The sequence below is a fragment of the Methylocaldum sp. RMAD-M genome (assembly GCF_017832375.1).
GTDB lineage: Bacteria > Pseudomonadota > Gammaproteobacteria > Methylococcales > Methylococcaceae > Methylocaldum.
In genome coordinates, this window is record NZ_JAFIBZ010000007.1 from 140993 (window position 1) to 162994 (window position 22002).

15 protein-coding genes, 1 tRNA gene and 1 pseudogene are annotated in these 22002 nt (G+C 56.6%); 8 read left to right on the forward strand and 9 right to left on the reverse strand.

The window, feature by feature from the left end; genetic code table 11:
* Nucleotides 1–12 precede the first annotated feature (12 nt).
* Nucleotides 13–714 (reverse strand): response regulator, encoded by a 702-nt coding sequence (locus JOD69_RS09610; RefSeq protein ID WP_077730190.1) that lies wholly within the window; start codon nt 712–714, stop codon nt 13–15.
* 41 nt (nt 715–755) lie between these two features.
* Nucleotides 756–5927 (reverse strand): AAA family ATPase, encoded by a 5172-nt coding sequence (locus JOD69_RS09615; protein ID WP_086135548.1) that lies wholly within the window; start codon nt 5925–5927, stop codon nt 756–758.
* A 162-nt stretch (nt 5928–6089) separates the two neighbouring features.
* On the opposite strand from JOD69_RS09615, the pseudogene JOD69_RS09620 reads away from it, so the two are divergent.
* A pseudogene (locus JOD69_RS09620) lies at nt 6090–6902 on the forward strand (IS5 family transposase).
* Nucleotides 6903–7028: 126 nt separating this feature from the next.
* Nucleotides 7029–7316 carry a hypothetical protein gene (locus tag JOD69_RS09625; RefSeq protein ID WP_139841170.1) on the forward strand — a complete coding sequence of 96 codons (288 nt, stop codon included), beginning with the start codon at nt 7029–7031 and terminating at the stop codon, nt 7314–7316.
* A gap of 651 nt (nt 7317–7967) precedes the next feature.
* Here the strand turns inward: JOD69_RS09625 and JOD69_RS09630 are convergent.
* The 7 genes from JOD69_RS09630 to JOD69_RS09660 form a co-directional block, all read right to left on the reverse strand.
* A tRNA-Pro gene (locus JOD69_RS09630) sits at nt 7968–8044 on the reverse strand.
* A gap of 11 nt (nt 8045–8055) precedes the next feature.
* Nucleotides 8056–9078: an octaprenyl diphosphate synthase gene (ispB, locus tag JOD69_RS09635; protein WP_077731610.1), complete on the reverse strand. Its 1023-nt coding sequence runs from the start codon at nt 9076–9078 to the stop codon at nt 8056–8058.
* Between the two features lie 101 nt (nt 9079–9179).
* On the reverse strand, nt 9180–9734 hold the full coding sequence (locus JOD69_RS09640; protein ID WP_086135545.1) for a Sua5/YciO/YrdC/YwlC family protein: 555 nt from the start codon (nt 9732–9734) through the stop codon (nt 9180–9182).
* A 27-nt stretch (nt 9735–9761) separates the two neighbouring features.
* On the reverse strand, nt 9762–12062 hold the full coding sequence (gene topA / locus JOD69_RS09645) for a type I DNA topoisomerase (protein WP_077731608.1): 2301 nt from the start codon (nt 12060–12062) through the stop codon (nt 9762–9764).
* Nucleotides 12063–12153: 91 nt separating this feature from the next.
* The gene (locus tag JOD69_RS09650) at nt 12154–12621 is read right to left on the reverse strand and encodes a DUF494 domain-containing protein (protein WP_077731607.1); all 468 of its coding nucleotides are present in this window, start codon (nt 12619–12621) and stop codon (nt 12154–12156) included.
* A 40-nt stretch (nt 12622–12661) separates the two neighbouring features.
* Nucleotides 12662–13777: a DNA-processing protein DprA gene (gene dprA / locus JOD69_RS09655; RefSeq protein ID WP_077731606.1), complete on the reverse strand. Its 1116-nt coding sequence runs from the start codon at nt 13775–13777 to the stop codon at nt 12662–12664.
* Entirely contained in the window at nt 13774–14799 is a 1026-nt protein-coding gene (locus JOD69_RS09660; protein WP_077731605.1) for a LysM domain-containing protein, read from the reverse strand. Before JOD69_RS09660 ends, dprA begins: the two co-directional genes overlap by 4 nt.
* Before the next feature lie 194 nt (nt 14800–14993).
* Here JOD69_RS09660 and def point away from each other — a divergent pair, with 194 nt between their 5' ends.
* The 6 genes from def (at nt 14994) to JOD69_RS09690 (ending at nt 21957) form a co-directional block, all read left to right on the forward strand.
* Nucleotides 14994–15530, forward strand: coding sequence for a peptide deformylase (gene def / locus JOD69_RS09665; RefSeq protein ID WP_077731604.1), 537 nt, complete (start codon nt 14994–14996; stop codon nt 15528–15530).
* Nucleotides 15531–15645: 115 nt separating this feature from the next.
* Nucleotides 15646–16569 (forward strand): methionyl-tRNA formyltransferase, encoded by a 924-nt coding sequence (gene fmt, locus JOD69_RS09670; protein ID WP_086135544.1) that lies wholly within the window; start codon nt 15646–15648, stop codon nt 16567–16569.
* Entirely contained in the window at nt 16569–17864 is a 1296-nt protein-coding gene (gene rsmB, locus JOD69_RS09675; protein WP_086135543.1) for a 16S rRNA (cytosine(967)-C(5))-methyltransferase RsmB, read from the forward strand. Before fmt ends, rsmB begins: the two co-directional genes overlap by 1 nt.
* The gene (locus tag JOD69_RS09680) at nt 17864–18421 is read left to right on the forward strand and encodes a DUF4390 domain-containing protein (protein WP_077731601.1); all 558 of its coding nucleotides are present in this window, start codon (nt 17864–17866) and stop codon (nt 18419–18421) included. The genes rsmB and JOD69_RS09680 overlap by 1 nt, the downstream gene beginning before the upstream one ends.
* Nucleotides 18403–20589 (forward strand): ATP-binding protein, encoded by a 2187-nt coding sequence (locus JOD69_RS09685; protein WP_077731600.1) that lies wholly within the window; start codon nt 18403–18405, stop codon nt 20587–20589. The genes JOD69_RS09680 and JOD69_RS09685 overlap by 19 nt, the downstream gene beginning before the upstream one ends.
* Before the next feature lie 3 nt (nt 20590–20592).
* Nucleotides 20593–21957: a sigma-54 dependent transcriptional regulator gene (locus JOD69_RS09690; protein ID WP_086135541.1), complete on the forward strand. Its 1365-nt coding sequence runs from the start codon at nt 20593–20595 to the stop codon at nt 21955–21957.
* Nucleotides 21958–22002 lie beyond the last annotated feature (45 nt).

The window sequence follows — 22002 nt, forward strand, 5'->3', positions numbered from 1 at the left end:
CGATAAGCGTGCTTAAACGATGATGGTTTGTACGCCGATTCCTTTCGCTTGAGTGGTAATGGCCGCCATGATCGAAGGAGCCCGCGACAAGTCACCGAGCAGTTTCAATACGGGTTCCGGCATGTCGCGCACCAGCATCGGCGTTGCAAACACGTCCTTTTCCAATGCTTTTTCCGGCATGCCCAAGACTTCGACGACGTCCAGAACCCATTGTCCGGGATCGTAAAGATTGGCGAGCGCAGTGGAAATCTGCTCGACCAGACGGCGGGTTTCACTGTTCAGGGACACCACATACAGGGTTAGAACCAGTTTGTGCTGGTTTGCGCGCCGTTCTTCCTGAGGATTGCCGATACGGGCAATCTGGGCGAGATTGCGAATTTGTGCGGAAGACAGCGGCTTGCTGGCCAGTTCGAACTGAAAGCCTTCCTCATTGATGCCTTTCAGTTGCTCCATGTATTCGTTGGCAAAGGCGGTGACGATGTAAACGTTCAGCGTTTCGTCAATGGTTTTCAGACGGCGCAAGGTTTCCACGCCATCGATGCCGGGCATGCGCAGATCGAGAAAAATCAGATCGGGGCGTTCCGCGCGGGCCAGCTCGATGCCTTGTAAGCCGTTCTCGGCTACGCGAACCGAGAAACCGTCATTTTCCAGAATCAGCTTGAAGGCGCTGCGCACTGCCGGGTCGTCATCTATTACCAGAATTTTGCTTGCCATAACCTTGTATATCGTTTCTCTTATGTATCGAATTCAAATGCTCAAACATGGGGAAAGCGTAGCCGCATGCAGCAGCCGTGCCCCTGTAAACTCTCCACCTGTATATGGCCGCCGACATCCTGAACCAGACGGCGGATGACCGACAAACCCAGTCCGGTGCCTTTTCCGGGAGGCTTGGTGGTAAAGAACGGATCGAAAATTTTGGTTTGCACCTCTTGCGGGATGCCGGGACCGTTGTCGGCCACGCTCAGTTCTAACATGCCATCCACGGGCCTGAGCATGATTCTGATTTGTGGTTGCTGGCTATCGACTAGTGCGTCGCGGGCGTTAATGATCAGATTGACCAGGATCTGCTGCAGACTGTCGGAGCTACAGCGAATGGCCGGCAGATCGTCGACGGCATCCACCTCGACCTTGATGCCGTGCTTGCCCAATTCGCCTTCCAGCAGCAATAGAGTTTGCCTGATCGCCTCCGCTATCTGGCAGGTGCCGCTCGGAGTCGATCGGTTGTGAACGAATACCAGCATGTTGCTGACGATCTTCTTGATACGGTGAATTTGCTGTAGCGCCTGATCGAGAATTTCCTTCGATTTTTCATCCGTGCTTCTGTCTGCGGCGAATTCGACGAAATTCATCACGCCCATCAGCGGATTGTTGATCTCATGCGCCACACCGCCGACCAGCGTCCCCAATGCCGAGAGTTTTTCCATCTGCAGCATGTGTTCCTGGTTTTCCTGTAGTTTCGTGTAGGCCTTCCGAGTTTGTTCCAGGAGGCGGGCGTTTTCCAGGGAAATCGCAGCCTGGGCGGTCAACAGTTCGGTCATGTCGGTTTTTTCAGTGGTAAATACACCTGCCGACAATCGATTTTCCAGATAAAGCAAGCCGATGAGTTCGTTTTGCTTGATGATCGGCAGACACAACACCGAACGCAGTTTTAGCGCCTGCACTTCCGCGGTGTCCTGAAACTCGCCCTCGGCCACCGCATCGTGCAGTAATACTTTTTTACGCGTGCGCAGTACGTAGTTGACGATAGCATGACTAATGCTGCTGCGGGTCTGTTTAAGACTGAGATACTCGCGATTGACGATGTGTTTTTCGCCGACATGGCTTTCGGCGGCGACCAGCAGTTCATCCGCTTCCTTGATCAGCAGGTAGCCATGCTGAGCCCCCGAGCTTTCCAGCACGACGCTCATGATTTTTTGCATGAGCCGATTCAGATCGACTTCCGCCGACAGGGCCAGCGCGGATTTGATCAGATAATTGAAATCGAGATTCGGCAGCGTAGCCGGCTTGTCGAGGGCGACAGTTTTTTCGGCACGAACTGGGTAGTCCGCTTCAGTATAAGGGAGGCGTTGCTGCAATTGCGCGTTTTTGCGATCGGCGCCGCACGCCCGGTAGATACGTCGCGCCGCGCCGTAATAAAGTCCGGCATCGCCGAGATTGCCGGCTGCCATGACATCAGCCAATGCTTCGTATAAATGGCCGGTGAGCAGGCCGTAGTTTTGTTCCTGGGCGACCGCGATCGCATCCAAATACAAGTTGCGGGCCTCGCGCATTTGGTTTCGAGCGCGGGCGATCTCGGCATGAACAAAGGCCAAAAAGGGTTTCAGCAGGGGGCCGAGACGGGCCCAGGTTTCCAGTTCGGCCAGCAACGGCGCAATTTCCGCTTCAAGCGCCGGCCAGTCGGCACCCTCCGGCCAGCGCAGGCGATTGACGATACGGAAGACATACCAGAGCCGTTTCAGCACGTTATCGGTCAAACCGTGCAGATAGCGTTCCACCGTGTGCAAGGACACCGCTGCCGCGGCGTAATCGCCTAAATAATGGTGGGCAAAACCCAGCAGCGCAAAATAACTGCCGGAAGCGGCGACATAATTGTCGGCTTCCCAGCGCGCCAGGGTTTCGGTCATGTCCACCGGCTGGTAATCGGGTTTCATCGGCGCCACCCAGCCGGCCAGCACGGCTTCGGCGAGGCCGACCGAGAACGACAGTTGGTTCTTGCGGGAAAAATGCAGGCATTCCTCGGCGGCTTCTTCGACCAGGCGCAGATCTTTGCCCTGCACCTGCAAATTCCACATCAAGGGGCCGTAGGACAGGCCGGCGTTATACAGGTCGCCGCAATTCTTGCCGCACTGTATGGCTTTGTGGCAGTAATCGACGATCTCGGCCGGATGGCTGCGCGAATGCATGTTGCACCAGACGATGCCGTTCATGCCGCGGGTGGCGCCAAAGGTATTGGGGTGTCTTTCACACAGGTCGTGGGCCAGATCCTGATAACGGAACGCGAGTTCGAACTTGCCCTGCTCGCCGAGATTGAGGCCCATGATCGAAAACGAGTAAATCACCGATTCGTCCATGCCGCCCTGCAGGCAATGCAGGGTCGATTGCGCGGCGGACAGATACAGCTGCGGCACCAGGCCGGACATATAAAGATCCGGAATGAGCTCGCTGTAAAACGCCAGCTCGATCTTGCTCTTGCGGTCCTGGGTAAAAGGCATGTGCAGGATCGTCGTCCAGACGTCGCCTTGCCGTTCGATTTCCGCCATTAAGGCCCGCATTCGCTGGTGAGCGATCTCGGCTTGTTCGGGGATTGATTTATCGAAGTAGGCCAGGCCTCGGTTGGCAGTCGCTATCGCCTCGTTGAAGTTGCCGAACGAGGACAGCGACGTGGTCTGTTCCGCCAGGGCTTCGGCTTTGTCCAAGTCGCTGGCGGCGTATTCGATCAAATGATTGAGCAGCGCTTCCGATCGTTCATAACGGCCGCACATCAACTCGGTCTTGGCCAGACGCTGGTATATGCGAAAGGTCAGATCGTAGGCCTGTTGCCAGCAATCGTCGGGCAGGTAGTCGTGGGCTTTCTGGAAAAAGTCGTTGGCGGCATCGCCGGCCAGCGCATCCAGCGCCTTGTTGCCGGCATGGAAGTTGATATCGACCAGCCGATACGCCAGCTCAGGTTCCATCTCCGCCGGGCGGCCCAGGTTGAGGTGGGCGGCGATGGTAAACAAGTTATCGAGGAGTTCGAGATGGGTTCCCGCCGGCACCGCTTGCAGCAGGCGGTTGCCGATGCGCCAGTGAATCGCGGGTTTGGCCTCAGTGTCGACCTGGCGCAGCACCGCTTCCTGAACCCGGTCGTGGACGAATTGCAGATCGGATTTGTTTTCCAGCAGCATCCCCAGATTCAAGACCGGCTTCAAATCCTCAAACAGCTTTTCAATGGGAATGTCCAACACCAGCGCCACGTCTTCGACGCTGAAACGGTTGCCCATGCAGGCACAGTGGTCGAGTATATGCAGGGTCTTGACCGGCAGTTTGCTCACCTTGGAGCTGAACAATTCAACTACCGAAGTCGGCATCTGCGTGTCGCGAATCCGCTTGATGTCCCAGTGCCAGTGGTGTTCGGCATCGGTGTTCAGCAAGTTCTCGTTATACAGCCATGCCAAACTTTCGCTGACGAACAGCGGGTTACCTTCGGTGAGGTGGGCGATAAATTCCGCCAGATTGGCCGTGGCTTCCAGCGAAGAGTCGAGGATGTAGGCCACCATTTCATGACAGTCGGCGTCGGTGAGCGCCTCCAGGCGAATTTCCGCGAACGGACCGTTGTTTTCCTGAATCTTGCGGATCAGCTTGCTGAGCGGATGGCTGCCGTCGACTTCGTTGTGCCGATAGGCGCCCATGAAAAACAAATAGGGATGTTCATCATGGTTGTCGAACAGGTTTTGCAGAAAGTCGAAGGTTGCGCTGTCGCACCATTGCAGGTCGTCGATGAACAGTACCAGCGGATTGTCTTCGCTGGCGAGACAAGCGAGAAACCGGCCGAACAAATTGTTGAAACGATGGCGGGCTTCCACCGGTGGCAGATGCGGCACTTCAGGCTGCCGTCCGATGATGAATTCCAGTTCCGGCAACACGTCGATGATGACGCTTCCGTTGTTCTCGACGACATCAAGTATTTTCTTCCGCCACTGCTGAACCTGCAGATCGCTTTCGGTCAAGAAGATGCGCATTAGATTGCGCAAGGCCTGAATCAGCGAGCTGTAGGGGATGTTTTTCTGATACTGGTCGAATTTGCCGGAGGTGAAGTAACCGCGATTCTTGACCAGCGGTTTTTGCAGTTCCTGAATCAGCCGGGTTTTGCCGATGCCGGACAGTCCGGAAATAAAGACCGAGCGGAATTTGCCGCTGATGACCTCGTCATATTGCTCCCGTATCAGCTCGCTTTCGTGCTGGCGGCCCACCATCTTCGAGATGAAGATGACCCGACGGCTACGATCGTGCAGGCCGATCGTGAACGCTGATACCCTGCCGGTGGCGGCGTACTCGTCCTTGCAGCGGATTAGGTCGGCCAGTAACCCTGCGGTGCTTTGGTAACGCTTCTCCGGCTGCTTGACGGTAAGTTTGGCAATGATGTCGGCCAAAGCTTGGGGAATCTGCGGTTTGAGCTGATTGACTCTAGGCGTTTCCTCAGCCAGATGCGAGTGAATCAGTTCCAGTGGATCGCTGGAAAAAAACGGCAGCTGACCGGTCAGCAGCTCATAAAACACGATCCCTAATGAATACAAATCGGTGGAAAAATCCACGCGATAATTGATGCGGCCAGTCTGTTCCGGCGAGGTGTAGGCCAAGGTATGGCGTACGAATTCCGGATCGTAGATGAAATGGCTGACGTCACGAATGTCGAGCGGGGTGATGAAATCGGTCAGCCGGAGCGTCAGCGTCCCCGGTTGAATCAGAATATTATGGGGCTTTATGCCGCCGTGGGTAATGCCGGCATCATGTACCGCGTGCAGCGTATCGGCCAGCGTACAAGCCAGCGTAAAAAAATCGTTGAGATCGAGTTTATTTTGGTGTGCCACCCAATGATTCAGCGTTTGGCCCGCGAACCAGGACTGAACGATAAACTGAAGGTCGCCGTAGGACTCCAGCGCGAGCGGCGTACAAACCCGCGGATCGTGCAGCACTTTCAGGCGTTCGATCTTCTGGCGCAGATGCCGCGACTGATCGTCCCAGCTCGACAGCTGCTTCAGCAGTTTGATGACCAGCGGTTGGTCGGGGACGTGTATGTGGTAGCCCTTGAATACCGAGGCCTGCAAGCTTTCTCCGAGTTTTTCGGTAGCGATGTAGTTGCCCAGTGTTGGCAGGCCCTGCGGTTGATGCTTTGTTGTTATATCAACTGCTTGCGCTATGCTCTCTGGAACGTGAGGTATGCCAGGCATGATGAAGTAATCTCAGGCTAAAGCCGAAGGCCTTGCGACGGTGAAGTCGCGAGGCTTGAATAAGAGCGGGGCTGTCGCGAACCGCCATATGATGATCCGTTAATATCCACCCACCGAATGTGGTTTAGGCCATGTTAACACAATGTCTGTTAGACTTCGCGCATGGAGCTCAGTGAATCTCAATATCAACAAATCGCCCACTGTCTGCCGCGCCAGCGCGGTAATGTGCGTCTCTCGAATCTCCAGGTGCTCAATGCGATCTTGTATGTCGCCAAACATGACTGCACGTGGCGCAGCTTGCCGCCGCGCTTTGGCCCCTGGCACACCGTGTATACCCGCATGATGCGCTGGGCCAAAAGCGGCGTGCTCGACCGGGTGTTCGAGCAATTGCAGCACCAGCAGATCATTCAGATCAAAATCGAAATTGTTCCGGTCAAGATCGAAGCGGTGCCGTTGGATAGTACGGTCATCGAGATACATACGGATGGCACCGGCGCATTAAGGAAAACGGCCGCCAAGCCGTTGGCAAGCCGCGCGCCCGATGGAGCACCAAAATTCGTGTGGTTGCCGCGAATGAATGCTGTGCTATAACCTTTGCCCTCTCTTCCGGCTATGCCCATGATATCCCGAAAGATCGTCCAGTGCTGTCGGGTTCGAGGGCTCCACCGGTCTCCCGCTGCCTCATCATGGACCGCGCCAGCGCAGGCGACGAAATCCTTCAACTCGCGCTCGATCTGAGTACCTAGGTTCGTTACGCTCAATGCGACCGCTTGCCGCCCTAGGAGTACTACCTCGCGACGTTCCGCACGCGCAAAAAGGTCTGGTTTGGTCCATCGACTCAAAGGGTTTCGCCGATTCTTCTCTCGCTTCGATAATCTGGACCTGATATTTGCGGCGGTTATTCATTTCGCCTTTCATCGAAGTACTCAGGTTGTGTTAACAGGCCTTGGTGCTATAGCCGCATTTACATTCTAACGACGCCGGGTGATCGGCTGAGGAGACGATTCTATACGGCAGTAGGAGAGTACGCTGACGGTGCTGCACCAGTGGATTGTTGAGCCGTCATCACTGGGCCTTGCAGGAGGCCACGGACGCGGTAATGTGGCCACCACTGAATCCAATTGCCACTGCACCACCTCTGCGCTGATGCGCGCCGAACGCGCGCGGGCCGACCATCGGACCTACCGCCTGGCTCGTCATGAAGCGGTCGTGAACCTGAGGCAACAAAGCTGGTCGTTTCGGGCGATTGCCCACCATTTCGATCTTGAGTGCATTATCGTACGGCGTTTCCTACGGGCCGAAGGCATTCCAGAGCGGGCGCCGGTCCCCGGCCTCATTGATCCGCTCCGGCCGCACTTGCCGCAGCGCTGGCGGAACGGGTATCCATAACGCCCGGCGGTTGTTCCAAGAGATCGCCCAGCCGGGCTTCTTAGGATCGGAAAGCCTGGTGCGGCGGGCCGTTCAAGGATGACGGATTCCTTCGGTCGCTGCAGATAAGGCGCAGAACCGCGCGGTCGTGCGACCGGTTCCCCACGCTCCCCGTTGGGCGAGTTTTTGGTTTGTTGCTTGGAGGTAGGCCTGGCTCGGTCCCAGGCCTACCTCCAAGCAACAAACCAGAAGAATGGAAGAGGCGAGAGTGTGCCGCTGAATCGGGAAGTACGGGAAGCGATCCTATCGCGAGCACGGTTCAGAGCTACGCACTGCCCGGCTTCGCCCTGGTTTTTCGCTCACCGGACGGAACGCGGCTTGGCTCGATACGGAAGGGATTCGAAGGGGCTTATAAAAGGCGGGAATCGAGGACTTTCATCCGCATGACCTGCGTCACACCTGTGCGGCCTGCTTGGTTCAGGCTGGAGTTTAGATCCGGGAGGTAGCGGAACTCCTACGGCATTCAGACATCCGGGTAACGATGCGTTATGGCCATCTTTCGCCGGAGAATGTCAGGGCTGCGGTGAAGGCCCTTGAAGGAGATCGGTCACGATCTGGCCATGCTGTGACTTTGATCGAGTAGGAGAAGACGGGATAACCAATTGATTAAATTGGTCGGGGTGAGAGGATTCGAACCTCCGGCCACTGCCTCCCGAAAGCAGTGCTCTACCAGGCTGAGCTACACCCCGGAAATTGGATTTTAATAGCTTCGTTCGACCGATAAGTGGGCCAGCTGAACGAGTGCGTCCTTGTAGTCTGATGCGGGAAGTGCATTGAGCAGTTCGACCGCTTTGTTTGCTTCTTCCCTAGCGCGCCGTGCAGTGTACGCGATTGCGTCCGTAGATTCAACGATTTCGTAAACTTCGCGGAACGCATCGCGGTTGCCGTTCTCGATAGCGTCCCGAAGTGCGGCGGCCTGCGATGCATTGCCGTGCTCGATGGCATAGATCAGAGGCAGCGTCGGTTTGCCTTCGGCCAGGTCATCACCGAGATTTTTTCCGAGCTCTTCGGGATTCGCCATGTAATCCAGGGCATCGTCGATCAACTGAAACGCAATGCCGAGGTGAAGGCCATAGTCCTTCAGCGCCAATTCGGTGGACTCGGGCGCTCCCGTTAGCACAGCGGCCAATTGTGCTGCGGCGCTGAACAAGATTGCGGTCTTGCGAGAGATGACTTCGAGGTACTTGTGTTCGGTTGTTGCGGGATTATTGCAATTGAGAAGCTGCAACACCTCGCCCTCGGCGATGGCTGTGGTGGTGCGGGAGAGGATCTCCATGATGCGGAGGTCCTGCACGCTCACCATCAATTCGAACGAGCGGGAATACAAGTAGTCGCCGACTAGAACGCTGGCCGAGTTTCCCCAAAGCGCATTGACGGTATTTCGCCCACGGCGCAGGGTCGATTCGTCGACCACGTCGTCGTGGAGGAGGGTAGCCGTGTGAATGAATTCGATGACTGCTGCAAGGGTGATGTGTTGCTGCCCTTGATATTGGAGAGCCTTGGAGACCAGCAGCAACAGCATCGGGCGCAGTCGTTTGCCGCCGCTGTTTACGATGTATCGGCCGATCTGATTGATAAGCAATACATCGGAACTGAGCTCGCGAAGAATGAGTCGGTCGACAGCCGACGTTTCTTCTTCTACCAAACAGCGGATACTTGTAAAGGCTGTTTTTGGGTTTTGCGAAGCTGTCGTTGTGATCTGTGACGTAGTCAATATGCTCATTAAGGATGAAATTGCTCTCGCTGCGGCAGAGTCCTGCAAAACGCTGGAATGCTATGGATGAGAGGTCGGCGTGTCAAGCTAAAACGGTTTCGACTTGCCACTTAGCGTAGCCGAACGCCAGTCGATGCATCATAGATGGCCGTTGGACCGCGCAGTCCTCCGAGTCGTCCGGGGAAGATCAGGACGCGCCCGGTAGAGAAATGCTTGCGAGCCGATATCGGCGTACGGGCTGGCGGCCGGCCGCTTTTGTTGGCGCTGGTCGATATGATCGGTCCGCCGAAAGCGCGGCATAGGGCGGCCGCATCGGGATGAGCCGTGACGCGGACGGCCAGCGTCGCGTGTTCGCCTCGGAGCCAAGCCGGTACCCAGCTAGCAGCGGGAACGATCCAGGTGACCGGTCCGGGCCAGGTCGCCAAGAGTCGGCTCCGCATAAATTCGGTCGGGATGTCGAGATAAGGTTCGATCTGATCGAATTCTGCGGCAATGAGGATCAGTCCTTTCGCCGAGGGTCGTTCCTTTAAAGCCAGGAGCCGGCGTACCGCATCTTGGTCGAGAGGGTCGCAGCCGAGTCCGTACACGCCCTCGGTCGGATAGGCGATAATGCCTCCGCGACGCAGGTGACTCGCCGCGAGCCTCAGACGAAACGGCGAGAGCATTTTTTCCTTGGCCCGCGGTCGAAAACGCTAGGTTGCGGATTCGGCCAGCGGTTCGCCTTCGTAAGGCGCCGCATAGCCGCATTCCTTGCGAGGACAGACTTTTTCCGTGCCGCGCCGCTTGGTGACTTTCAGCGTCAGGATCGGCCAGCCGCAGTTGGGGCAGGGCTCTGCGACAGGCGGGTTCCAGACGGCGTAGGTGCAACTGGGATAGGTATTGCAGGAGAAGAATAATTTTCCGAAGCGCGACTTCCGCTTGATCAATTGGCCCTTATTGCATTCAGGACAACGTACCCCGGTGTTCTCCGGTTTTTCGAGCGGTTCGATATGCTTGCACTTGGGATAATTGCTGCAGCCTATGAACTTCCCGAACCGACCGGTCTTGATGACCAGCGGCGAGGAGCATTCGGGGCAGACCTTTCCTTCCACGACTTCCGGCGCGGCGGGCGCGGCTTCCCCGTTGATGTTGCGGGTGTATTTGCACTCGGGATAATTGGTACAGCCGATGAAGCGGCCGTTACGTCCGAGGCGTATGGATAGCTGTCCGCCGCATTCGGGACATGCTTCGTCTAGCGATTCGTGAGTAACGTCCGCGCGTCTCAAGCTTTCATCCTTGGCATCGATCAGCGACTTGAACGGATACCAAAACTCGCGCATCAGCGGAATCCAATTTCTTTCGCCGCGCGAGACGGCGTCCAGATCGTCTTCCAAATTGGCGGTGAAGTTGTAGTCGACGTATTGGGTGAAGTGCTCCGTCAAGAATTTGTTGACGATGCGCCCCACGTCCGTCGGATGGAACCGCTTGTTTTCCAGCACGACGTAATGACGCTGCTGCAGGGTCGAGATAATGGCCGCGTAAGTCGACGGCCGGCCGATGCCGTACTCCTCCAACGCCTTGACCAGGCTTGCTTCCGTATAGCGCGGCGGCGGTTCGGTGAAGTGCTGAGCGGTGACGATATCGAGCAGATCGACCCATTGGCCTTCTTTCAGCGCGGGCAATAAACTTTCGTCGTCTTCGGTGGATACGTCGTCCCTGCCTTCGAGGTAGACGCTCATAAAGCCCGGATTCACCACCGTCGAGCCTGTTGCGCGAAATACGCCCATCGTGCCGCAGGATAGGTCGACCGAGACCGTTTTGATGGTGGCGTGAATCATCTGGCAAGCGACGGTCCGCTTCCAGATCAGGTTGTAAAGCTTGTATTGCTCGGGACTGAGATAAGGCTTGACTTGTTCCGGCAGCCGAAAAGCCGATGTGGGCCGAATGGCTTCGTGGGCTTCCTGAGCGTTCTTGCTCTTGGTTTTGTATAGAGGCGGCTGCTTGGGTAGGTTTTCTTTGCCGAACCGGGACGCGATCAGCTCACGAATTTCCTGTACCGCTTCATTGGCGAGATTGACCGAATCGGTACGCATGTAGGTGATCAGCCCGGTGGTTTCGCCCCCCAGGTCGATACCTTCGTAAAGCTGTTGGGCGATTGCCATGGTGCGCTTGGTGGTGAACCCCAGCTTGCGAGCCGCTTCCTGCTGCAAAGTGGAGGTAATGAACGGTGCCGCGGGATTCTTTTTGCGCTCTTTCTCCTCAATCTTCACCACCCGGAGCTTGCCGTTGGCCTCCGCAAGCAGCGAGTTCCTAATCTGGCTCGCCTGTTCTTCAGTGACGATGCTGAACTGTTCCAGCTTCGCGCCGTTCAGGTTGATGAGCCGGGCGCGGAACTTCTGCCCCTCGGTGCTGGCGTCGGCATCGAGAGTCCAATATTCCCGAATCTGGAAGTTCTCGATTTCGATCTCGCGCTCGACAATCATCCGGAGTGCCGGGCTTTGCACCCGTCCGGCGGATAGGCCTCGCCGAATCTTTTTCCACAGCAAGGGCGACAGCTTAAAGCCGACCAGATAATCCAGTGCACGGCGCGCCTGCTGCGCATTGATCAGGTCGGTAGAGAGCGCTTTGGGGTGTTTGATCGCCTCGGTAATGGCGCGCTTGGTGATTTCATGGAAAACGACACGGTGTACCGGTTTATTGTCGAGCACCTTGCGGTTTTTCAGGATCTCGTAGATATGCCACGAAATGGCCTCGCCTTCGCGGTCCGGGTCGGTCGCGAGGAACAAGGCGTCAGCTTTCTGAGCAGCTTTGGCGATGGTTTGTACGTGCTTCTCGTTTCTCTCGATGAGTTCATACTTCATCGCGAAATCATGATCGGGATCTACTGCTCCTTCTTTGGGAACAAGGTCACGGACATGGCCATAGGATGCATAGACCTGAAAATCTCGGCCGAGATATTTTTCAATGGTCTTGGCTTTTGCTGGTGATTCAACAATGACCAGGTTTTGGCTCATCGGAGTTAATAAGGTGCGAGCTATTTGCGTTTAAGAATAAACGATTCTCCGGTTTCTTCTGCGGAGAAGAAATGGAGAAACGGGTGATGTATCAATGCAGATAATTAGGCAGGCTCTCGTAGACGAGATTTTCCATGCGCGCGAAAGCGATTTCTTCGTTGGGTTGGCTGAAAAGTACCATAAGCACAACCCACTTCAGGTTTTCCAGAGAGATGGCTTCTTCGTTGAATGCCATGACACGGTCGATGACCAGTTCGCGGCTTGCCGGCGTAAGGATTCCGCTTTGTTCCAGAAACATCAGGAGACCACGGCATTCGGCATCGAGCTTAGCCGTTTCCTGGGCGGAAAAGATACGAAATGCCGGCGAGGAAACAGGCTTGATCGCATTATGCTCGGCCAACGATTCTAGCCACTCAAAGGCTTTATTGATTTCGGTTTGAGGGAATCCCGCCTCCAAAAGTTCGGTGCGAATCATGTCGGGATCGGGTGTGAGCTCGACATCATCATCCATATAGTTTTCGAAAAGATAAATTAGGACATCGAATACGTTTTCTTTCATTGAGTGGTCTCAACTAAGGGATGCGCAACGGCTAGGAAATTTACTGGGTCCGGAAGTAGCATCCTCCGGGTGTAGAGGCAACATGACCTTGCAGTTCCAACATTAAAAGCATCGAGGCGATAGCTTCCGGCGTTTTTCCTGTGGCTGCCACTAGAGTATCCACAGAGGTTGGGTCGTACGCAATATATTTCAAGAGTTCCATATGGGGTTGGTTGTCGTCCGAATCGGTTTTGAACGAAGGTTTGTAGGCTTGGACGGATAATCGCGCCTCGAATTCCTCGACGATATCCTCAACCGTTTGGATCAGTTTTGCTCCGTTTTTTATCAATTCGTTGCAACCGCGGGAAAGCGGATTGTAAATCGAGCCGGGTACGGCGAAGACCTCGCGTCCCTGTTCGGCTGCGAGACGTGCAGTGATCAAGGATCCGGACCGCGGCGCGGCTTCGACGACCAGGGTACCCAAGGAAAGGCCGCTGATAATACGATTCCGACGGGGGAAATGATCGGCCTTGGGGCCGGTTCCGGGAGGGAATTCGGATACCAAGGCTCCGTTCTGGGCGATGATTTCGTGTGCCAGATTCTGATGACGGTACGGATATACTCGGTCCAATCCCGTGGCGGCGACGGCTATGGTAACACCGCCCGCTTCGAGCGCTCCGGAATGCCCGGCGGCATCGATCCCCAATGCCAGCCCGCTGGTGACAGCAAAGCCAGCGGAGACTAAGCCCGATGCGATTTCTCGCGCAATCCGCCGACCGGACGGCGACGGATTTCTGCTGCCGACAACTGCAATCTGGCGAAATGAAAGGGCCGAAACGTCCCCTTTAACGAAGATCAGCGGGGGCGGATCGGATATTTCGCGCAGCAGCGCGGGATATCGAGGATCGTGCAGCGTGAGGCAATCGTGGCCCGACGCACTCAGCCATTGCAAATCGGCTTCCACGGCCAGCCAATCCGGATGGCAGAGATAGACGATGGTTTCTTCTTTAAGACCTAAGGCGGCTAGATCAGCCGCCTTGGTTTCGAAGAGGATTCTAGGACTGTGGAAATGGGCGAGAATGGCGCAGAACCGCCGGCTTCCGATGAGCGGTGCTCGATGCAGTGCCAGCCAGTAGCGCAGGTCTTCTAAGCTTTCCGCGGAGCAGCCTGTCGTCAAGGGGTTGCAGCAATGTCTGACACGTGTATCGCACGTGTTGCGTTCATGACCAGCGCATAACTGACGCGTTCGAAGGGGCGGAAGATCATCAACAAGCCGGCGTGTTCGTCGGGCAAGGCCACGGTTTCGCCGGGTCTCTGGCTTACGATATCCCGTATCGGACGTGCGCTTTGATAAATGTCGAGAACGTGTCCGGTTTCGATGCCGTCGGCGGTTCCTTTGTCGATCACCACGACCTGGTATTGGCCGATCTGCGAGACCCCATCCAAGACACTGATGATATGGGCTTCGATATCTTGCTCGGGCGCACGTGGCTGGAAATAAAGCTCGATTTTTTCTTGCTCGACCGGCATGAGCCGGTCGCCGATAATGGCTTCGCGCTGGGCGCGGGTCAACACCAGTGTTGCCGGGTCGCCGATACGTTGCAGTTGGGCGTCGGCTACGTAGATCGCTTCATAGCCGAGAATGTCGCCGGTGACTGGGTCCTGGTAGGCCGGGCCCGGTCTGAACAAGGTAAATGCCTGGTTCGTGCCGTCTTCGACCGCACGCACGTAAATCCCGTCGCCGATCCCTCCCACGATATGCTCGTCGACAAACGCCACGATATATGGCGCATCCTGTAATTCGCGCTTGTTGACGACCCTGGGTCTACTCAGAAACTGACGGATCGCGTCCATGGGGATAAGCGGCACAGCTCGGGCGATCGGGCTGACTCGAACTTCCGGGCTCAGGCGTACTTCGGACGGCGTTTCGATTTGCAGGCGGGGCTCGCCGTTTACGTAGCTCAGGGCGATCACGTCGCCCGGATAAATAAGATGCGGATTTGCGATTTGGGGGTTGTTTTGCCAAATTTCCGGCCACTGCCAGGGCTTGCTCAAGAACTTACCGGAGATGCCCCATAGCGTGTCTCCCTGGACTACGGTGTATCGGTCCGGATGATTCGGATTTAGCTGAATGTGATCGGCCGACACCGTGCCGACGACGAACGATAAGGCAATACCGATAATGATTCGAAGCGTCATCTTGTCTCCTGCTCATCACGCATGGCGCGGCCATTCGAGTGTGGGAAGCGCTGGACTCACTGCAAGAATTTGTTCGCGATAAGGCATGTGCAACTTTCAAAAACCAATCGAGTCTTAAGGAACGGCGTTCAAAGTCTAGTTGAATTTCGTTAGAATTCCATTGACTTAGGTATTCAGCGTCCACGATAAACGTTATGGCCATCTTAACCATTCTTGAATTTCCCGATGACCGGCTCCGCAAGAAAGCGGTTCCCGTGCCCGTGGTCGACGAGTCGATCAAGCGGCTTGTGGACGACATGTTCGAAACGATGTACGCCGCTCCCGGCGTAGGTCTTGCCGCAACGCAGGTCAACGTCCAAAAACGCATCGTGGTCATCGATGTGTCCGAGGAAAAGAACACCCCGGTTTGCCTGATCAACCCCGAGATCGTGGAGAAGGACGGGAGCGAGGAAATGGATGAGGGTTGCTTGTCGGTTCCCGGTGTTTTCGAAAAGGTAACTCGCGCCGAGACGGTCAAGATTCGTGCATTGGACCGCAATGGCGATGCTTTCGAACTTGAAACCGATGGCCTCCTCGCAGTCTGCATCCAGCACGAGATCGACCATCTGGATGGAAAGTTGTTCGTCGATTATCTCTCGCCGTTGAAACGCCAGCTTATCCGTAAGAAACTGAAAAAGGATCAGCGGCAGCGGACCTCACAGCAGCCGCAGAAAACACGGGCAGTCGTCTGATTTCAAGTCTCCCGATACTTCGGGGGAGTAGGATTCGCTCCGGGCGGAGAGGGTCCTTCTTTTGGTTTACGCAGCGGCACGTAGCTGCGTCTTTGCAATTCGCCACTTCCATCTTATGAAGATCGTTTTCGCCGGCACACCGGAGTTTGCCGTTCCTACCCTCGAGATGCTATTGGAGGGGCCGCATGATGTCTGTGCGGTCTATACCCAGCCCGATCGCCCGGCGGGCCGGGGCCAGAAGCTCAAGCCGAGTCCGGTGAAGCAGTTGGCACAGTCTCACGGTATACCCATCTTTCAGCCGACCACGCTGAAGGACCCCGAGGAACAGGAGCGGCTCAGGTCTCATGATGCTGATTTGATGGTGGTGGTGGCTTACGGCCTCATCTTGCCCAAAGCGGTTCTGGAGATTCCCCGTCTAGGTTGCGTCAATGTTCACGCATCGTTACTGCCTCGGTGGCGAGGCGCGGCGCCCATACAGCGGGCCATCCTCGCCGGCGACGAGGTAAGCGGCATTACCATCATGTTCGTGGAGCCGCGTCTGGACGCGGGCCCGATGTTGCATAAGAAGAGCTGCAGGATCGCGCCCTTGGAAACGGCTGGAGAACTGCACGACCGCCTGGCCGGGCTCGGCGCGGAAGCGCTCGCGGAAATATTGCCCGAAATCGAAGCAGGGACGGTGCGGCCCGAGGTTCAGGACGAAACCCAAGTTACCTATGCGGCGAAGCTGGAAAAGCACGAGGCGCGTTTGGACTGGACGATGGCGGCGATCGACCTGGAGCGCCGGATCAGAGCATTCAATCCCTGGCCGGTCGCCGAGACACTTTACCGGGGAGACATCTTACGGATTTGGCGGGCTGAGAGCCTGGATGAACCCGCGGGGGCAGAGCCGGGAACGATTCTTGATCGCGGCAAGACCCTGGATGTCACCACCGGCAGCGGAGTACTCCGGCTGCTGGAAGTTCAGCTTCCGGGAGGGAGGCGGATGACGGCTCAGGCATTTCTGAACGCGCATCCGGTTAGATCGGAACGCTTCGGCTGATGGAGTCGAATTCACGCGTATTCGCGGCGGATGTACTCGTTCAGGTGGTGGGAGAACAGAAAACCCTCACGCACGCACTCGAATCCGTCCTGCCCAAGATTCCACGGGAAAACGACCGCGCTTTCGTGCAAGCCCTGTGCTACGGCGTCATGCGCTGGTATTGGCGGCTGGATTATCTGCTCGGGTTGCTGACGCGGAAACCGATCAAGGACCTGGATCTCCGGATGTTGGCCATGCTCGGCTTATATCAACTCAAGTACACTAGGGTAAAGCCTCATGCGGCGGTGGCCGAAACGGTATCGGCGGCACGGCGGAAGGCCTGGGCGAAGCCGCTACTGAACGGGATTTTGCGCACCTATCTTCGGGAGCAGTCGACGCTGGAAGCTCGGGTTGAGGAAAAGAAAGTCGTTGCCGAAGCTCACCCGGAGTGGTTGGCCTCGCAGATACAGCGAGACTGGCCGGGTCGATACACCGAGGTTCTGAGGCAAAACAATCTCGCTCCTCCCATGGTTTTGCGGGTAAACCGCCTGGCGATATCGCGGGCGGCTTACCTGGAGCGATTGGCGCAGACAGGCATTTCGGCCTATGCTTCCCCGGTCGGCGACAGTGCCGTAGTGTTGGAAGGCCCTACGGCGGTAGAGAGGCTGCCGGGGTTCGCGGAGGGTTGGGTATCCGTGCAGGACAGTGCCGCCCAGTTAGCCGCTGCGTTATTGGAGCTGAAGCCGGGTTTGCGGGTGCTCGATGTGTGCGCGGCTCCCGGCGGTAAATTGATGCATGTCCTCGAAACCTGTTCCGGTTTGAAGGAAGTGGTTGCAGTCGATATTTCCCCCGAGCGGGTTGCCAGGATTCACGATAATCTTGCGCGCGCCGGGCTGAACGCCAGGGTGCTGACTGCCGATGCCACGGATCCCGAAGCGTGGTGGGACGGGCAGATTTTCGACCGGATTTTGTTGGATGCGCCTTGCTCCGCTACCGGGGTCATACGGCGTCATCCGGATATCAAGGTATTGCGTAAGCCTTCCGATATTGGCGGGTTGCTGGACTTGCAGCGGCTTATTTTGGATGCCGCTTGGCCGATGCTGGCGCCCGGCGGATTGCTGCTTTACGCTACGTGTTCCATCTTGCGGCAAGAAAACGAAGTGAGAATCGCCGAATTCCTCGAGAATCATTCCGACGCACGGGAAGTGCCCATCGAGGCGACTTGGGGGGAGGCGGTAAGCCATGGCCGGCAGATATTGACCGGCGATCAGGGAATGGATGGGTTTTATTACGCTCGCATAGTGAAAACCAGCTAGTGCTCCAACGTCTGAGTCAATGGAGCTTTCTTGTCGGCCTTTTACTGGCCTTCGATGCCGTGTGCGCGGATTACGGATTTCGGATCATACGCGCCGAGCTTGTGCCGTCCGGCACCAACTTCGTTTTAAACGCGGATATCGACTACCGTTTCAGCGAGTCCGCCCTCGAAGCCCTGAGACACGGAGTTCCCCTGACTTTGGCTGTTCGGCTCAAGATCAAGCGTCAGCGGCATTATTGGTTAAATGAAACGATCTTGAGTGAAATCCATAAGTTCCGGATTCTCTATCATCCCTTAGGGAGGTCGTTCCAGATCATTCACGCGGGCGGGAATACCGAAAGCTTTGCGAGTCTGACGGCCTTGCTGGAAGCCATGGGCGCGATCCGGGGCTGGTTCATGCTGCCGGCCGATCGCATCGTCGAGGGCAATAGCTACGAAGCGAGCCTGTCGGTAGATCTGGATATAGAATCCTTGCCGCTTCCTTTGCGTCCGATTGCCTACGTTTCCCCAAGCTGGTATCTCGGGAGTTCCTGGTACCGATGGCGCGTCGCAGATTAAAGCCACCGCTCAGTTTAACGATCCTGGTGCTGTTTTCGGCGCTCTTGGCATCGCTTCATTTGATGAGTACGGCGACCCAAGACGCGTCCCAGCTCGGAAAGATGTATTCCTGGCTGGTGCTGATCAATTCGCTGGGATCGGTTTTGCTTCTGGGATTGGTGGGCGCCAACGTCTACTGGCTGCTGAAACAGTTGAGGCGGAAGGCGGCCGGTTCCAATCTCACGCTCCGCATGGTGTTTCTGTTCACCCTGCTGAGCCTGGCCCCGGCCACCATAGTCTTTTATTACTCCATGCAATTCCTTCAGCAGAGCATCGACAGTTGGTTCGATGTCCGCGTCGACCAGGCCATGGAGGATGCGCTGCAACTGGGACAAGCCGCTTTGGACGAACGTATGCGAGCCGTCTTGAAGCAAACCGAGCAAATGGCGGAAGGCTTGGAAGGCTCGCCGGAAGGTCTTGTGCCTATTCGCTTGGCAGAGCTGCGCAGCCATGCCGAGGACGGCGAGCTCACCGTTTTTTCCAAGCAAGGCCGCATCATGGGCTTTATCGGCAGCCAAACCGGAAGAATCATTCCGGACTTTCCGGAAACGGGCGTCTTGTTGCAGGTGAAGCAAGGCAAATCGTACGTAGGTCTCGAACCCGACGTCGGAAACGGCCTGCAAATCAGGGCGGTCGTATCCATCGCAGGGGATGACGCGCAATACCTTCAAGGCATTTATCCGGTACCGTTGCGTGTGGCCGATCTCGCGAAAACGGTCGAGGCGGCTTATGTTCACTACAAGGAGCTTACCTTTCTGCGGGGGTCATTGAAGCTGACGTTTTCCCTGACCCTGTCTCTGGTACTCCTTCTGAGTCTTTTAGCCGCGATGTGGTCCGCGTTTCTCAGCATCCGCCGCATCGTGGCTCCGGTCCGGTATTTGGCCCAGGGCACCAGAGCCGTGGCCCAAGGCAATTACGAGAAGCGCTTGCCGGTAAAACGCAAGGATGAGCTGGGCTTCTTGGTCGAGTCGTTCAACGCCATGACGCAGAAGATCGCCCAGGCAAGAGACGAGGCGCAGCATTCCCGGCAGGAGGTTGAGCGCCAGCGCGCCTATCTGGAAACCGTATTGGCGAACCTTTCCTCCGGCGTGTTGAGTTTCGACGAGTCGATGCGGCTTCTGACCGCCAATCAGGCCGCGAATGCCATTCTTCACGCCGAACTCGACAAGAGCGTCGGCGCTACGATCGGCGAGCTGACGGAAGCGCAGCCGCATCTGGCCGATTTGATGCAAATCGTTGGAAATCGATTGGAAAAGGAAAATAGCGTCTGGCGCGAAGAAATTCCCTTCCTCGGGCCCAAAGGCCGGCAGGAACTCTTATGCCGCGGAACGCCGCTATTCGGTTCGGACGGTGAGTCGCAAGGTGCCGTCGTGGTGTTCGACGATGTCACCGCACTGATCCAGGCCCAGCGTCAGGCGGCATGGAGCGAAGTGGCTCAGCGTCTGGCACACGAGATCAAAAATCCGCTCACACCGATTCAGCTTTCGGCCGAGCGTCTCAAGCACAAGCTGTCCAAGAATCTGGAGACGGCCGAAGCCGAGGTTCTGGATCGCGCGACCCGTACCATCGTGCAACAGGTCGAGGCCATGAAGACCATGGTCAATGCCTTCTCCGAATACGCCAAACCATCCATTATCCAGTTGCAACGGATCGATATCGATGCTTTGATCGAGGAAGTCGTGGCGCTTTATCCGCCTCAATCCGGTTTGGAGTTCGAACTCGATCTGGAGCCCACTTTGCCTCCGATATACGCCGATCCGATCAGAATTCGACAGGTTCTGCACAACATGATCAAGAACGCGCAGGAAGCCATGGCACCGGGGGTGTCGGGTAAAATGGGCATTCAGACGCGTTTGATCGAGGAAAACCGTCATCATTACGTCGAAATCGAGTTGCACGACTCCGGGCCCGGTATTCCGCCCGAGCAGGCTGACCGAATTTTCGAACCTTATGTAACGACTAAATCGAAGGGTACCGGTTTGGGATTGGCCATTGTAAAGAAGATTGTCGAGGAGCATGGGGGAAGCATCCGGCTGGTTTCGGGGCGCGGTGAAGGCGCGCGCTTTATCATACGAGTGCCCATCGCAACCGAAACGGCTGCGGTGCGCGGGCTAGCGATGGAGGTATAAGCGGTGGTCAAAGCGAATATTTTGGTGGTGGACGACGAGCCGGACATTCGCCAATTGCTCCAGGAGATTCTGGAGGACGAGGGCTATCGGGTTGCCGCGGCCGAGAACGCGAGCGTTGCGCGCAAGCTCTGGGCGGAACGCATGCCGGATCTAATATTGCTGGATATCTGGATGCCGGACGAGGACGGCATCACTCTGCTGAAAGAGTGGCTCCGGGATGACCAGCTTTGCCCTGTCATCATGATGTCCGGGCACGCGACGGTTGAAACCGCGGTCGAAGCGACCCGGCTGGGCGCGTACGATTTTCTTGAAAAGCCGTTGTCCCTGGCCAAACTCCTGGTTACCGTCGAGCGGGCCCTGGAAAACGCCAGGCTCAAGCGGGAAAACATCGGATTGAAGCGGCGGGTGGACATCCCGATAGAACCTGTCGGCAAGAGCGCCGCCATGGAGCGCCTCCGCGATCAGATCAAGCGTTTGGCGCAGCACGACGCCCGCGTCTTGTTCGTGGGCGAGCCCGGTTCCGGGAAAGAAACCCTGGCGCGTTATCTTCATGCCAACAGCGCGCGGCGCGACGGCCCTTTCGTGGACGTGGGCGTAGGCACGATCGCGCCGCAGTTCTCGGCGGTGGAATTTTTCGGCAGGATGGAAGACGGCCGGATTCACTACGGATTGCTGGAGCAGGCGCACGGCGGAACGTTATTCCTCGACGAAGTGGCCGATATGGAAGAGGAGACGCAGTTGCGCCTCCTCAGCGCGCTGGAATCGAGTTCATTCTCGCGGGTGGGCGGCAGTGAACTGATCAACGTGGATGTCCGCATCGTCGCATCGACCCGAAAATCGTTGGAAGAAGAGGTGCGGGCCGGCCGTTTCCGGCGCGAGCTCTATTACCTGCTGAACGTCGTCACGCTCAAGGTTCCGCCCTTGCGCGAACACAGCGAAGATGTGCCCGAGCTGCTGCGGTTTTATGTGGATTACTTCGTGAGCCGGGAGAAATTGCCGTTCCGGAAGTTTCCCGTTCCGGTCCAGAACTTTTTGCGGAATTATCCGTGGCATGGCAATATCCGCGAGCTCAAGAATCTGGTGCAGCGCCTCTTGATCCTGGGCAGCGGGGAAGAGGTAGAGCTGGACGAAGTGAAGGCGGCGCTCGGCGAGTCCTTGGGCGAAGTCGGCCCAGCCGCGGGCCAGCCCGATTTTTATGACCTGCCGCTCAAAGAGGCGCGCGAACGGTTCGAAAAGGCTTATCTCGAGTATCACCTGGAAAAATACAGCGGCAGCGTTGCCCGTCTTTCACATGCCATCGGCCTCGAGCGTACTCATTTGTATCGCAAGCTCAATTCGCTTGGGATCAAATTCAGAGAAAAGCGATAGCATCGCGGCTCTCGAATTTGCCGTTTCCTGTCTTAGTTTCTCTAA

Bases quoted from the DNA above. Each gene is read 5' to 3' on its own strand.
- JOD69_RS09685 (WP_077731600.1), top strand. From the start codon at position 18,403: ATGGCGCGTCGCAGATTAAAGCCACCGCTCAGTTTAACGATCCTGGTG.
- rsmB (WP_086135543.1), top strand. From the start codon at position 16,569: ATGGAGTCGAATTCACGCGTATTCGCGGCGGATGTACTCGTTCAGGTG.
- fmt (WP_086135544.1), top strand. From the start codon at position 15,646: ATGAAGATCGTTTTCGCCGGCACACCGGAGTTTGCCGTTCCTACCCTC.
- def (WP_077731604.1), top strand. From the start codon at position 14,994: ATGGCCATCTTAACCATTCTTGAATTTCCCGATGACCGGCTCCGCAAG.
- ispB (WP_077731610.1), bottom strand. From the start codon at position 9,078: ATGAGCATATTGACTACGTCACAGATCACAACGACAGCTTCGCAAAAC.
- topA (WP_077731608.1), bottom strand. From the start codon at position 12,062: ATGAGCCAAAACCTGGTCATTGTTGAATCACCAGCAAAAGCCAAGACC.
- JOD69_RS09610 (WP_077730190.1), bottom strand. From the start codon at position 714: ATGGCAAGCAAAATTCTGGTAATAGATGACGACCCGGCAGTGCGCAGC.
- JOD69_RS09660 (WP_077731605.1), bottom strand. From the start codon at position 14,799: ATGACGCTTCGAATCATTATCGGTATTGCCTTATCGTTCGTCGTCGGC.
- JOD69_RS09640 (WP_086135545.1), bottom strand. From the start codon at position 9,734: ATGCTCTCGCCGTTTCGTCTGAGGCTCGCGGCGAGTCACCTGCGTCGC.
- JOD69_RS09615 (WP_086135548.1), bottom strand. From the start codon at position 5,927: ATGCCTGGCATACCTCACGTTCCAGAGAGCATAGCGCAAGCAGTTGAT.
- JOD69_RS09650 (WP_077731607.1), bottom strand. From the start codon at position 12,621: ATGAAAGAAAACGTATTCGATGTCCTAATTTATCTTTTCGAAAACTAT.